The sequence below is a fragment of the Dactylosporangium sp. NPDC051087 genome, assembly GCF_055586325.1.
This window is the reverse complement of record NZ_JBVJIJ010000038.1, coordinates 62,348-77,673: the sequence shown is the minus strand read 5'-3', so window position 1 is coordinate 77,673 and position 15,326 is coordinate 62,348. Positions and strand designations below refer to the sequence as shown.

Below are 15,326 nucleotides of genomic sequence, written 5' to 3'. Positions count from 1 at the left end.
GGCGAGGTCGAGTCCGCGCTCGCCGCCGTGCCCGGCGTCACCGGGGCGGCGGTCACCGCTCGTACCGACGGACCCGGCGGCACCTACCTCGCCGCATACGTCTGCGGCCCCGCCACCGTCGCGGACATCCGGGCCCACCTCGCGGCGCGGCTGCCGGAGCACATGGTGCCCGCCGCCATCGTCGCGCTGCCGTCGCTGCCGCTGACCACCAACGGCAAGCTCGACCGCGGTGCGCTGCCCGCACCCGACTTCACCGCCGCGCGCACGACGGGACGCGCCCCGCAGAACCCGGTCGAGGCGGTCCTCGCCGAGGTGTTCGCCGAGGTCCTCGGCGGCGGCCCGGTCGGCGTCGACGACTCGTTCTTCGAGCTCGGCGGCGACAGCATCACCTCCATCCAGCTCGTCGGCCGGGCCCGCAAGGCCGGACTGACGTTCACCCCGCGGCAGGTGTTCGAGCTGCGGACCGTCGCGCAGCTCGCCGCGGCCAGCACCCCGGTCGCCGCCGCGCCGGTCGCCGCGCCCGCGGACGGGGTCGGGGACGTGGAACTGACACCGATCATGCACGCGTTCCTCGGCCGGGGCGGACCGTTCGAGCGGTTCTCGCAGGCGGTCGCCGTGCCGGTCGCCGCCGGTCTCGGCCTGCCCGACGTCACCCGTGCCGTGCAGGCCGTGCTCGACCGGCACGACATGCTGCGCGCCCGCCTCACCGACGCCGGCGACGGACGGCGTCTCGAGGTGCTCCCCGCCGGTGCCGTCCGTGCCGCGGACGTCCTGCGCCGGGTCACCCTCGATCCCGCCGACGGGGAGCTGCTGCGCCGCGAGCACGCCGCCGCCGTCGCCCGGCTCGACCGGTCCGCCGGTGTCCTCGTCCAGGCGACCTGGTTCGAGGCGGCCGGCACCGCCGGCACCGCCGGCAGTCTGCTGCTGACCTGTCATCACCTGGCGACCGACGGGTACTCCTGCCGGATTCTCGCCGAAGACCTCGGCATCGCCCTCGCCGGCGGCGAACCGGCGCCGGTGCACACGTCGTTCCGGTCGTGGGCGAGGCGGCTGGGGGAGCAGGCCGCGCACCGCACCGGCGAGCTCGACCGGTGGCGGCGCGTCGTCGCCGGCGCGGACCCGACCCTCGGCGCGCGCCGGCTCGACCCGGCCGTGGACACCCGCGCCACCGTCGCCGAGACGGTCACGACGCTGCCCGCCGACGTCTCCCAGGCGGTGCTGACCGGCGTGCCGGCCGCGTTCCACGCGGGCGTCGACGACGTGCTGCTCGCCGCGCTCGGTCTCGCGGTCGCCCGGTGGGGCGCGGAACGCGGCGCCGACACACTGTCCACTGTGGTGGGTGTGGAGGCGCACGGCCGCGAGGCGCAGCTCGTCGCCGGCGCCGACCTGGCCCGCACCGTCGGCTGGTTCACCACCCAGTACCCGGTCCGGCTCGACGTCACCGGCCTCGACCTCGACGACGCGTTCGCCGGTGGCACCGCCGCGGGCACGCTGCTCAAACGGGTCAAAGAGCACCTTCGCTCGCTGCCGGACAGGGGCGCCGGCTACGGCCTCCTGCGATTCCTGCACCCGGACACCGCCGCCGAGCTCGGCGGCCACCCCGAGCCGCAGATCCTCTTCAACTACGTCGGCCGCGCCGGCGCCGCGGACGACGCCGCCGACCCGATCGGCTTCGCCGGGCACGCGTTCGGCGGGGTCCTGCCGGCCGCCGACCCGGACCTGCCCGCCGGTGCCGCGCTCGTCGCCAACGTCGTGGCCCGGGACGCTGCCGGCGGTCCGCGGCTCGACATGCTGCTGCGGTACCCCCGTGGCGTGTTCACCGACGCCGACGTCGAGCGCCTCGCCGCCCTGTGGGGTGACGCGCTCGCCGGGCTGGCCGCCCACACGCGGCGGGCCGGTGCCGGCGGCCGCACCCCGTCGGACCTGCCGCTGGTCCGCGCCACCCAGGCCGACGTCGACCGGTGGGAGGCACGGCACCCGGCGCTCGCCGATGTGCTGCCGCTGTCGCCGCTGCAAGAGGGCCTGCTGTTCCATGCCCTGTTCGACGCCGAGGCCGTCGACCTCTACTCGGTGCAGCTCGTCGTCACGCTCACCGGACCGGTCGACGTGCCCCGCCTCCGCGCGGCCGCCGCGGCCCTCATCGCCCGGCACCCGATGCTGCGCACCGCGTTCGGCGACGACAGCACCGACCCGGTGCAGATCGTCCTCGGCCGCGCCGAACCCGCGCTGACGGTCCTGCGCATGGCCGGCGCGGACCTGGAGACGTTCCTCGAAGCGGACCGCGCGGCCCGATTCGACCTCACCGCGCCGCCGCTGCTGCGCCTCACCCTGGTGACCCTCGGCGAGGACGAGCACCGGCTCGTCGTCACCAACCACCACCTCGTCCTGGACGGCTGGTCGACCCCGCTGGTCGTGCGGGACCTGTTCGCGCTGTACCAGGGCGCGCCGCTGCCCGCCCGCCCGCGCCCCTACGCCGACTTCCTGTCCTGGCTCGCCGCCCGCGACCCGGACGCCTCGATCGCCGCGTGGGCCGAGGTCCTCGACGGCGTCGACGAGCCGACCCTGCTCGCGGGCCACCGCACGCTGGACGGTGTCGTCGTCCCCGACGAGGTCGTCGACGTCGTGCCCGCCGGCCTCGCCCGCCGCCTGGAGCGCACCGCACGCGGCTGCGGCGTCACCCTCAACACCCTCATCACCGCCGCGTGGGGCATCACCCTGGGCCGGCTCACCGGCCGCTGCGACGTCGTGTTCGGCACCACCGTGTCCGGCCGCCCACCGGAACTGTCCGGGGTCGAGGAGATGGTCGGCCTGTTCATCAACACCGTGCCGGTCCGGGTGCGCTGGACACCGTCGGACACGCCACGGCGACTCCTCGCCCGCCTGCATCACGCCCAGACCACCGTCCTGGAGCACCAGCACCTCGGCCTCAACGCCGTCCAGCGGGTCACCGGCGTCCTCGACGGCCCGCTGTTCGACACCCTCATGGTGTTCGAGACGTTCCCCCTGGACACCGCCGACCTGCTCGACGCCGGTGCGGCCGGCGGACTGCGGGCGGAGGTCGGCTGGTCCCGCGGCTACACGCACTACCCGATGACGTTCATGCTGATGCCCGACGCCGACGTGGTGCGCGTCAAACTGGAGTACCGCGCCGACGTCTTCGACCGCGACACGGTCACCGCGACACTGCGCCGGACCCTGGACCTGCTCACCGCGTTCGCCGAGCGGCCGGACGCGCCGATCGCCGGCCTGGACCTGCTCACCGCGGCCGAACGCGCCGAGCTGGACCGGTGGGGCGGCACGGCCGGTGCCCCGCCCGCCAGGACCGCCGTCGACCTGGTCGCCGAGCAGGTCGCCGCGGACCCCGACGCGGTCGCCGTCGTGTGCGGGCCGGCGTCGCTGACCTTCGGAGAGCTCGACGCCCGAGCGGACCGCCTCGCCGGGCATCTCGTCTCCCACGGCGCCGGACCCGAGGCACGGGTCGGCATCGTGCTGCGCCGCTCCGTCGACGTCGTCGTGGCGATGCTCGCCGCGTGGAAGGCCGGCGCCGTCGCCGTCCCGGTCGACCCGGGCCACCCCGCCGACCGGGTGGCGATGATCCTCGCCGACGCCGCCCCCGCCGTCGTGGTCGCCTCGTCGGCCACCCGCGACCGGCTCACCGGGTTCGGCGGTGCCGTCGTCGCCGCGGACCGACCAGGCGCGTGGACCGGCACCGGCGTCGTACGCGGCCCCGCCGGTCCGCAGTCGGCCGCATACCTGATCTTCACGTCCGGCTCCACCGGCCGGCCGAAGGGCGTCATCGGCACCCACGGCGGGCTGGCGAACCTCGCCCTGGCCCACCGCGCCGCGGTCATCGACCCCGCAGCGGCGCGGGCCGGGCGCCGGCTGCGGGTGCTCAACGTCCTGTCGTTCGCCTTCGACGGATCCCTGGACCCGCTGGTGTGGATGCTCGCCGGGCACACGATGCACGTGCTGCCGGACGAGCTGATGGGCGACTCCGCGCGGATCGTCGAGCACATCCGGGCGCACCGCATCGACATGACCGACGTACCGCCGTCGCTGCTGGAACTCATGCTCGCCGACGGCCTGCTGACCGGCGCGCACGTCCCGTCCGTCGTCGCCACCGGCGCGGAGGCCGTCACCGCGAAGGTCTGGGACGCCTTGGCCGGCGCCGCGGGCGTGACCGCGCTCAACTGCTACGGCCCCAGCGAATGCGCCGTCGACGCGGCCTGGACACCGATCACGGACGGCGTGCCCCCGCACATCGGCCGCCCGGTCGCCGGCATCCGGGCCCACGTGCTGGACACCGGTCTCGCCCCCGTCGCGGCGGGTGTCCCCGGTGAGCTGTACCTCGCCGGCGCTGGACTGGCCCGCGGCTACGCCGGGCGTCCCGCGGAGACCGCCGCACGGTTCGTCGCGGACCCGTCCGGCGGCGGCGGGCGGCTGTACCGCACCGGCGACCTCGTCCGCTGGACGCCGGTCGGCACGCTGGAGTTCCTGGGCCGCGCCGACGACCAGGTGAAGATCCGCGGGTTCCGGGTCGAACCCGCCGAGGTGGAGACGGTCCTCGCCGGACTTCCCGGCGTCGACCAGGCGGTCGTCGTGGCCCGCGAGGACGGGGGAGTCCTGCGGCTCGTCGGCTACGTCACCTCCGCCGCCGGCGCCGACCCCCGCGCGCTGCGCGGCGAGCTCGGCCGGCTGCTGCCGGCGCACCTGGTGCCGGCCGCGATCATGCGGCTGGAGGCGATGCCGGCCACCCCCAACGGCAAGCTCGACCGGCGCGGCCTGCCGGCGCCGGACTTCGCGGCCGGTCCGTCCCGCGAGCCGTCCACCGCCACCGAGCGGCTGCTGGCTGAGCTGTTCTCCGCCGTCCTCGGCGGCGTACCCGTCGGCGTCGACGACTCGTTCTTCGCGCTCGGCGGCCACTCGCTGCTCGCGACCCGCCTGATCGCGCGGGTACGGGCCGCGTTCGGCGGTGACCTGTCGATCCGGGCGGTGTTCGACCACCCGACCGTCGCCGGCCTCGCCGCGCACCTCGACGGCCTCGGCACCGCCCCGGGCCGCCCGGTGCTGGGCGCGCTGCCCCGGCCGGAGCGGCTGGAGCTGTCCGCCGCGCAGCGCCGGCTCTGGTTCCTGCACCGGATCGACGGACCGTCGCCCGCCTACAACCTGCCGTTCGCCGCCCGGCTGGACGGCCCGCTGGACGTCGGCGCGCTGCGGGCCGCCGTCGGCGATGTCGTCGCCCGGCACGAGAGCCTGCGCACCGTCTTCCCGTCCAAGGACGACAGCCCGTACCAGCGGATCCTCGAACACCCGGAGGTGCCGTTCACGGTCCGCGACACCCGCCCGGACGCGGTGCCGGCAGACCTCGCAGAGCTGGCCGCGGCGCCGATCGACCTGGAGGCCGAGATCCCGGTGCGGGTCACCGTGCTGCGGCTCGGCCCCGCCGAGCACGTGCTGCTGCTCGTGGTGCACCACATCGCCGGCGACGACTGGTCGACGGCGCCGCTGCTGCGCGACCTCGCCGCCGCCTACACCGCCCGGCGCCGCGGCGACGCGCCCGGATGGGCTCCGCTGCCGGTGCAGTACGCCGACTACGCCCTGTGGCACGAGGCGATGCTCGGCGGTGCCCGGGCCCGCCAGCTCGACCACTGGCGGCGCGAGCTGGACGGTCTGCCGGACGCCGTCGCCCTGCCCGACGACCGCCCGGCGGGCGCGCCGGCCGGCAAGGGAGCCGGCCGGGTCCGGGCCGAGATCCCGGCCGGCACGACCGCGGCCGTACGGGCCCTCGCGGCCGGGACCGGCGCCAGCGACCTGATGCTCGTCCACGCGGCCGTCGCCGTGACCCTGCACAAGCTCGGCGCCGGCGTCGACGTGCCGCTCGGCGCCCTCGTCGCCGGACGGTCCGAACAGGCCCTCGACGACCTGGTCGGGTTCTTCGTCAACACCGTCGTGGTGCGCGCGGACCTGTCCGGCGACCCGACCCTGCGGGATGTGCTGGACCGGGTCCGGCTCGCCGCCCTGGACGCCTACGCCAACGCGGACGTGCCGTTCGACGAGGTCGTCGCCGCCGTCAACCCCGGCCGGTCGACGGGCCGGCATCCGCTGTTCCAGACCCTGGTCGACTTCTGGAACCCGGCGGACACCGCCGCCGCCCTCGACGACGTGCGGGCCGTGCCGCTCGACGCGGGCGAGCCGGTGGCGGCGAAGTTCGACCTCGCGTTCGGCTTCACCGTCGACAAGGAAACCGGTGCGCTGCTCGGGTCCGTCGAGTACGACGCCTCCCGGTTCGAGCGTGGCGGTGTCCGGGCGATCCTCGACCGGGTCGCGGCCGTGCTGCACGCGATGGAGGCGGATCCCGGCCAGCGGCTGTCCCAGGTGGACGTCCTCACCGGCGCGGAACGCGCACAGCTGACCGCCGGCCTGCCCGGGTGGGCGGCCGGACAGCGCGCGTACGTCCTGGACGACGGCCTGCGACCCGTCCCGGTCGGCGCCACCGGCGAGCTGTACGTGGGCGAGGACGACGGCACAGGGCGGCGCCGCACCGGTGACCTCGCCCGCTGGACGTCGAACGGCACCATCGAGATCGCCGGCAGGGTTGAGGACCAGGGCACGGCCCGGGAACGGGGACCGCGGCGCGGCGGGGTGCCGGCCGCCGCCGGGACGCAGCGGCAGCTCGCCGAGCTGTTCGCCGCCGTCCTCGACGTCCGCACCGTCGGCGCCGACGACTCGTTCTTCGACCTCGGCGGGCACTCGCTGCTCGCCGCCCGGCTCGTGTCACGGATCCGGTCCCGGTTCGGCGACGGGATCTCGCTGCGGGCCGTGTTCGACCATCCGACCGTCGCCGGGCTCGCCGCTCACCTGAGCAGCGGCGCGGCCGGTGCCGCCCGCCCGCCGCTGACCCGCCGGGACCGTCCCGCCCGGGTGCCGCTGTCCGCGGCGCAGCGACGGCTGTGGTTCCTGCACCGGCTCGACGGACCGTCCGGCACGTACAACGTCCCGTTCGTGGTCCGGCTCGCCGGGGACCTGGACGCGGTCGCGCTGCGGGCCGCCCTCACCGACGTCGTCGCCCGGCACGAGAGCCTGCGCACCCTCTTCCCGGACGACGACGGCACGCCCCACCAGCTGGTCGTCGACCCGCCCCGGGTCGAGCTCGACGTGCGCGACGCGGCCGGACCCGACGTCGCGGCGCTCGCGACGGCGATCGCCGGTGAGCCGTTCGACCTGCGGACCGAGATCCCGTTCCGGGCCGTCCTGCTGCGGCTGGCCCCGCGCGAGCACGTGTTCGTGCTCGTCGCGCACCACATCGCCACCGACGAGTGGTCGATGGAGCCGCTGCTCGCCGACCTGGCGGAGGCGTACGCGGCCCGCCGCGCCGGTGCCGCACCCGCGTGGGCGCCGCTGCCGGCCCAGTACGCCGACTACACCCTCTGGCAGGACGACGTCCTCGGCGACCCGGGCGACCCCGGTAGTCTCGCCGCCGGCCAGCTGCGGTTCTGGACCACGACCCTCGCCGGTGCGCCCGATGCGGCGCCGTTGCCGGCCGACCGGCAGCGGTCCGCCGCCTCCGGCCGGAGGGGCGGCGTGGTGCGGTTCACCGTCGCGGCCGACGTCGTCGCGGCGTTGCGCGCCACCGCACGGGGCGAACGGGCCACGGACTTCATGACCGTGTACAGCGCGGTCGCGGCGCTGCTGGGCAAGCTCGGCGCCGGCACCGACCTCCCGCTCGGCGCGCTCGCCGCCGGCCGGGACACCGACGCGGTGCAGGACATGGTCGGGTTCTTCGTCAACACCGTCGTGCTGCGCACCGACCTGAGCGGCGACCCGACCCTGCGGCAGCTGCTGGCCCGCTGCCGGGAGACGGCCCTCGCCGCGTACGCGCACGCCGACGTGCCGTTCGACCGGGTCGTCGACGCCGTCAACCCGGAACGGGTCGCCGGCCGCCACCCGCTGTTCCAGGCGATGGTCGACTTCCGCAACGCCGGGACGCGGGCGTCGGACGGGCTGGAAGGGCTCACCGCCACACCGGTCGCCGCCGACGGGACCGCCGGCGCGAAGTTCGACCTCGCCGTCAACGTCGGGCCGGCCGCCGACGGGTCGTTCGACGGGTTCGTGGAGTACGACGCCGACCTGTTCGACGAAGGCACCGTGCGGACCATCGCCGACCGGCTGGTCCGGGTCCTCGGCACGTTCGCCGCGCGGCCCGGCACCCGGCTGTCCGCGCTGGACATCCTGGAACCGGCCGAGCGGGAGCGGCTCATCCACGGCTGGAACGACACCGCGGCGCCGGTGCCGCCGGTCACGGTGCCCGGCCTGTTCGCCGCGCAGGCGGCCGCGACGCCGGACGCGCTCGCCGTCGTCGACGGCGAGCGGCACCTCACCTACGCCGAACTCGACCGCCGCGCCGACGCGGTCGCCGCGGCGCTGCTCGCGCACGGCATCGGCGGCGAGGACGTCGTCGGCGTCCACCTCGACCGCGGCGTGGAACTCGTCGCGGCGGTCCTCGGCATCCAGCGCACCGGTGCCGCGTTCGTGCCACTGGAGCCGTCCTGGCCGGCCCGGCGCATCACCGACATCGACACGACCGCCCGGCTGCGGGCCGTCATCAGCCTCGACGGCGAAGGCCTGCCGCCGCTGGACGTGCCGGTGCTCCTCGCCGGATCCCTGCCCTCCTCGGCCAAGGTGCCGCAGGCGCCCCTGCACGGCGCCGGGCTCGCCTACGTCATCTACACCTCCGGGTCCACCGGCACCCCGAAGGGCGCCATGATCTGCCACCGGGCGATCGCGGCCCGGCTGCTGTGGCAGCGGGAGATGCTCGGCTTCGGACCCGGCGACGCCGCCCTGTTCAAGGCGCCGTTCAGCTTCGACATCTCCATCAACGAGATCTTCCTGCCCCTCGTCACCGGGGCGACCCTCGTCATCGCCAGGCCCGGCGGCGAACGCGACGTCGAATACCTCCTCGGCCTCATGGCCCGGCACCGGGTCAGCTTCACGTACCTCGTCGCGTCGATGCTCGACATGCTGCTGCAACTGCCCGGGATCGACGGCGTCACCGGCACCCTGAAGCACGTCTGGTGCGGCGGGGAGGCGCTCACCCCGGAACTGTTCGCCCGCTTCCGGGACCGGCTCGACGCCGTCATGTACCACGGCTACGGCCCCGCCGAGGCGACCATCGGTGTCAGCCACCAGTTCTACCGCGACGGCGAGGACCGGCACGGGATCAGCATCGGCCGGCCCAACCCGAACACCCGCATCCACATCCTCGACGAGGCCCTCAACCCGGTGCCCGCCGGCGTCGGCGGTGAGCTGTACACCGGCGGGCTGCCGCTCGGCCGCGGCTACGTCGGCGACCCGCGGCAGACCGCCGCCCGGTTCGTCGCCGACCCGTGGACGCCGGGCGCCAGGCTGTACCGGACCGGCGACCTCGCCCGATGGACCGCCGACGGCACCCTGGAGTTCCTCGGCCGCGCCGACCACCAGGTCAAGGTCCGCGGCATGCGGGTGGAGCTGCAGGAGATCGAGGCCGCCCTCGGCGAGCACCCGGCGGTCCGGCAGGCCGTCGTCGTGGCCCGCAAGGGGCCGAGCGGCGCCACCGGCCTCGCCGGGTACGTCGTGAGCCTGCCGGGGCACCGCGCCGACCCCGTCGAGGTGACGAGGTGGCTCGGTGAGCGGCTGCCGGAGCACATGATCCCCGCGACGCTGCAGGTGCTGGACGCGATCCCGCTGACCGCGGCGGGGAAGGTCGACCGGCGGGCGCTGCCCGAGCCGGTGCTGCGCGGCACCCAGCGGGCCGCCGGCACCGCCGACGAGCAGCGCATGTGCGACCTGTTCGCCGACGTCCTCGGCGTACCGACCGTCGGCGTCGACGACTCGTTCTTCGCCCTCGGCGGCGACAGCATCGTGTCGATCCAGCTCGTCGCGAAGGCCCGCGCCGCCGGCCTGCCCATCTCCCCCCGCGACGTGTTCGAGCAGCGGACCGTCGCGGACCTGGCCCGCGTCGCCGCACGGAAGCGGGAAGCGGCCCGGCCGGCCGTCGAGGACAGCGGGACCGGCCCGGTGCCGTTGACCCCGGTGATGCTCGCCGTCCTGGAGCGGGACGGGCCGCGGCGCCGCTTCGCGCAGACCGCCGTGGTCGAGGCCCCGGCCGACGTCAACCTGCCGGCGCTGACCGCGGCCGTCGACGCGGTCGTCGCGCACCACCCCATGCTGCGGGCCGTGCTGGGCGCGGACCTCACGATGACCGTGCCACCCGCGCAGGCGGCACCGGGCGGCGCCGTGCGGAAGGTCACCGTCGACGGTGACTGGGCGGGCGAGGCGGCGATGGCCGCGATGCGCGCCGAGGTCGACGCGGCCGCTGACCGGCTCGACCCCTTCGCCGGGGTCATGCTCCAGGTCGTCTGGGTCGACGGCGGTCACCGTGGCGGACGGGTCCTGATCGTCGCCCACCACCTCGCCGTCGACGGCGTGTCCTGGCGGATCCTGCTGCCCGACCTCGCCGCCGCCTACCGGTCGCAGCCGCTCGCCCCGGCCGGGACCTCGTTCCGCGGCTGGACCCAGGGCCTGCACGCCGCGGCTGCGGACCCGGCCCGCACGGCGGAGCTGGCGACCTGGGCCGACGCCCTCGCGGGGCGGGAACCGGACCTCGGCAGCCGCGCCATCGACCCGGCCGTCGACGTCCAGGCCACCGTGCGGGACGTCATGGTCCGGCTGACCCCCGACGTGTCGCAGGCCGTGCTCACCGACGTGCCGGAGGCGTTCCACGCCGGCCCCGACGACGTGCTGCTCGCGGCGCTCGGCCTCGCCGTGACCGCCTGGCGGCGCGCCCGCGGCCACGACTGCGCGGACGTGCTCGTCGACCTGGAGAGCCACGGCCGGGAGGAGCAGGTCGTGCCCGGCGCGGACCTGCACCGGACCGTCGGCTGGTGCACCACCACCTACCCGGTGCGCCTCGACCTGACCGGTGTCGACGTCGGCGACGCGCTCGCCGGTGGCCCGGCCGCCGGGGACGCGGTGAAGACCGTCAAGGAGCGGCTGCGGGCGGCACCGGACCGCGGGATCGGCTACGGCCTGCTCAGCCGGCTCAACGACCGGACCGCGCCGGTGCTCGCCCGGCCGCGCGGCCCGCAGATCCTGTTCAACTACCTCGGCCGGTACGACGGGACCACCGACCGCGGCACATGGACGCAGGACGCCACGTTCGCGGGTCTCGCCGGGGTCACCGACCCGCAGGCGCCGGCCGCGGCGGACCTGGAGATCACCGCGCTCGCCGAGGTCACCGCCGACGGTCCGGTCCTGCGGGCCACCTGGTCGTATCCCGCCGGCCTGTTCACCGCCTCCGAGGTCACCGCCCTCGCCGGCGCCTGGCGGGACGCCCTCGAGGCGCTCGCCCGGCACGTCGCCGCCGGTGACGCCGGTGGACACACCCCGTCGGACATGGCCCTCGTCAGCATCGACCAGGACCGTCTCGACGGCTTCGAGGCGAGGTGGCGCACCGCATGAGCCGGTCCAACGTGGAGGAGGTCCTCCCGCTCGCGCCGCTGCAGGAAGGGCTGCTGTTCCACGCGCTGCTCGGCGCCGACGCCTACCTGGTGCAGACGTCGATGGACCTCACCGGTCCGCTCGACGTGGCCCGGCTGCGCGCGGCGGCGGACGCGCTCGTCGCCCGGCACGCCAACCTGCGGGCCGCGTTCGTCGCCGACGCCGCCGGCGCGGTCCAGGTCGTGCTGCGCACGGTGACCGTGCCGTGGCAGGAGATCGACGGCGACCTCGAGCAGGCGCTGGAGGCCGACCGCGGCACCCCGTTCGTGATGGACGAGCCGCCGCTGCTGCGGTTCCTGCTCGCCCGCACCGGCCCGGACACACACCGGCTCGTCATGACCAGCCACCACATCCTGCTCGACGGCTGGTCCGCGCCGCTGCTGCTGCGGGACCTGTTCGCCCTGTACGCCGATACCCCGCTGCCGCGCGTCACACCGTTCCGGGACTTCCTGGCGTGGCTGCGCCGCCGCGACCCGGCCACGTCCAGAGCCGCCTGGGCGCACGCCCTCGACGGGCTGGCCGCGCCGACGCTGATCGCACCCGCCCCGCGCGGCGACACCCTCACGGCCGGACCGGTCACCGTCGGCCGGGTCGACCTCGACGACACCGTCGCCGCCGGGATCGCCGGCCTCGCCCGCCGGCACGGCGTCACCACCGGCACCGTCGTGCAGGCCGCGTGGGGCGTCGTTCTCGGCGCGCTGACCGGCGCCGGCGACGTCGTGTTCGGGCTGACCGTCTCCGGCCGCCCCGCGGACCTGCCGGGCGTGGCCGGCATGGTCGGCCTGTTCATCAACACCGTGCCGGTCCGCGTGCGGCTGCGCCCCGGCGACACCGTCGGCGGGCTGCTGCGGGCACTGCACACCGCCCAGGCCGGCACCGTGGAGCACCACCACCTGAACCTCGGCGAGATCCAGGCCGCGGCCGGGCTCGGCGACCTGTTCGACACGATCGTCGTCGTCGAGTCCTACCCGGTCGACGACGACGCCATCGACCGGGTCCGCGCCGCGATGGACCTGCGGGTCAGCGGCGTCGACACCACCGACACCACCCACTACCCGCTCGCCCTCGTCGTCGAGCCCGGCCCGCGGGTCGGGCTGTTCCTCGAGGTCCGCCCGGACCGGGTGACACCGGCGGCGGCCGAGACGGTCCGGCGGCGGCTGCGCCGCGTCCTCGCCGCGTTCGTGGCCGCCCCCGACGACCTGCCCGTCGGGCGTCTCGACCTGCTCGACCCGGCCGAGGTCGCCGTCGCCGCCGCGGCGGCACTGACGCCGTTCCCGGGCCGGACCGCGGTGGACCTCCTCGCCGAGCAGGTCGCCGTGGCTGCGGACGCGGTCGCCGTCGTCGACGACCACGGGCCGCTGACCTTCGGGGAGCTGGCCGCCCGCGCCGACCGGCTCGCCGCGCACCTGGCAAGCCTCGGCGTCGGCCCCGAGGTGCCCGTGGCGCTCCTGCTGCCCCGGTCGGCGTCGGTACCGCTCGCGATGGCCGCCGTGTGGAAGGCCGGCGGTGTGGTCGTCCCGGTCGACCCCGCCTACCCGGCGGAGCGGATCGCCGCGGTCCTCGACCAGGCCCGGCCCGCGGTCGTCATCACCGAGACCGGCACACCGGACGGCACCGTCGCAGCGGACGACCCGGCCTCCTGGACCGGCACCGGCACACCGCGCGGACCGGCCGCACCGGACGCGGCCGCCTACATCGTGTTCACCTCCGGCTCGTCCGGTCGCCCGAAGGGTGTCGTCGCCACCCACACCGGCCTGGTCAACCTCGCCCTGGCACACCGCCGGGCCGTCATGGAACCGGCGTCGGCACGGCTCGGCGGCCGGCGGCTGCGCGTGCTCAACTCGCTGTCGTTCGCGTTCGACGGATCCGTCGACCCGCTCGTCTGGATGCTCGTCGGGCACACCATGCACGTCCTGCCCGACGAGCTCATGGGCGACCCCGCGGCGATGGTCGCCTACATCGACGCGCACCGCATCGACTTCATCGACGTCCCGCCGTCGCTGCTCGAACTGCTCGTGGCCGGCGGTCTGCTCACCCTGCCGCAGCCGCCGTCCGTGGTCGCCACCGGCGCCGAAGCGGTCGGCGGCCCGCTGTGGGACCGTCTCGCCTCGGCGGACGGGGTGCACGCCCTCAACTTCTACGGCCCCACCGAATGCACCGTCGACGCGCTGTGGACCCCGATCGAGGCGGGCGCCGGCGTGCACATCGGCCGCCCGGTCGCCAACCTCGCCGCGTACGTCCTCGACGCCGCGCTACGGCCCGTCGCCCCCGGCGTCCCCGGCGAGCTGTACGTCGCCGGCGCCGGCGTCGCCCGCGGCTACCTCGGCCGCGGCGCGGAGACCGCGACCCGCTTCGTGGCCAACCCGTTCGGTGGCGGCGACCGGCTGTACCGCACCGGCGACCTCGCCCGCCGTACCGAGGCCGGGACGATCGAGTTCCTCGGCCGCGCCGACGACCAGGTGAAGATCCGCGGCCACCGGGTCGAACCCGGCGAGGTCGAGGCGGTCCTCGGCGCGCTGCCCGGCGTCACCCAGGCCGTCGTCGTCGCCCGCCGGGACGGCGCCGTGACCCGCCTCGTCGGCTACGTCACCGGCTCCGGCCTCACCGGCACCGGCCTGCGTGAGCGGCTCGCGGCGCGGCTGCCCGACCACCTCGTGCCCGCCGCGGTCGTGGTCCTGGCCGCGCTGCCGACCCTGCCGAACGGCAAACTCGACCGCAGGGGGCTGCCGGCGCCCGACTTCGCGGTCACGTCGACCAGGCAGCCGGCGACCGCCGAGGAGAAGGCGGTCTGCGCGATCTTCGCGGACCTGCTCGGCGTGCCCGACGCGGGCGTCGACGACTCGTTCTTCGCCCTCGGCGGCCACTCGCTGCTCGCCGCCCGTCTCGTCGCCCGGATCAGGGCCGAGCTCGGCGCGGCCCTGCCCGTCCGGGCGGTGTTCCGCACCCCGACCCCCGCCGGCATCGCCGCCACGCTGTCGGGGGAGACCGCACCCGACGGCGCCTTCGACGAGCTGCTGCGGCTGCGGGACACCGGCACCGCCGCGCCGCTGTTCTGCCTGCCGCCGGCGCTGGGCCTGAGCTGGTCCTACGCCGCGCTGGTCAGCCACCAGCAGCCGCAGCGTCCCGTGTACGGCCTGCAGGCCACCGGGACCGGTGCCGGCGTGACCTTCGAGGGCCTCACGGAACGGTACGCCGCGGCGGTCGCGGCGGCCGCGCCCACCGGCCCGGTGCTGCTGCTGGGCTGGTCCCTCGGCGCGGTCCTCGCGCACGCGGTCGCCTGCCGCCTGCAGCGCCAGGGCCGGACCGTGCCGGCGCTCGTGCTGCTCGACGGGTACCCGGGACTTGGCGACGACGAGCCCGCCGGGCCGCAATCCGTTGCCCTGCCGAGGTTCCTGCACGGGTGGCTGCGCCGCGCCGGGTACGACACCGGAGGCCTCGACCCGGACGCCGTCACCGCCGCCGACGCGCACCGCATCGCCGAGCGGCACGGCGGGGTCCTCGCCGGCCTCACCGCCGGCCGGATCGGCGCCCTGGCCGAGAGCATGCTCGCGGCGTCCCGGGTGGACACCGGCGGCACCCCCGGCGTGTTCGCCGGCGACGTCGTGTTCGTCCAGGCCCGGCCCGACGACGGCACCGCCGGCCCGGACCCGCGGGCCTGGGCGCCGTACGTCACCGGCCGGCTCACCGTCCACCCGGTCCCCTTCGGCCACGAGGACCTGCTGTCCCCGGCCGCCGTCCAGGTGATCGGACCCATCTCGGCCGCGGCGTTCGCGGCCGATCCCGGCAATTGA

At 76.2% G+C, this 15,326-nt stretch carries 2 protein-coding genes (1 of these 2 cut by a window edge); both read left to right on the top strand.

The genetic code is table 11. The annotated features are described in order from the left end of the window. Window positions 1-11,496, top strand: the 3' portion of a protein-coding gene (locus tag ACZ6TV_RS47685) for an amino acid adenylation domain-containing protein (RefSeq protein WP_465306961.1). 2,607 nt of this gene lie to the left of the window's left edge; 11,496 of the gene's 14,103 nt are visible here — the last part of the coding sequence; its start codon lies beyond the left edge, outside the window; the stop codon is at window positions 11,494-11,496. Continuing rightward, a complete protein-coding gene (locus ACZ6TV_RS47680; RefSeq protein ID WP_465306959.1) occupies window positions 11,493-15,326 on the top strand; it encodes an amino acid adenylation domain-containing protein in 3,834 nt (1,277 codons plus the stop codon). Before ACZ6TV_RS47685 ends, ACZ6TV_RS47680 begins: the two co-directional genes overlap by 4 nt.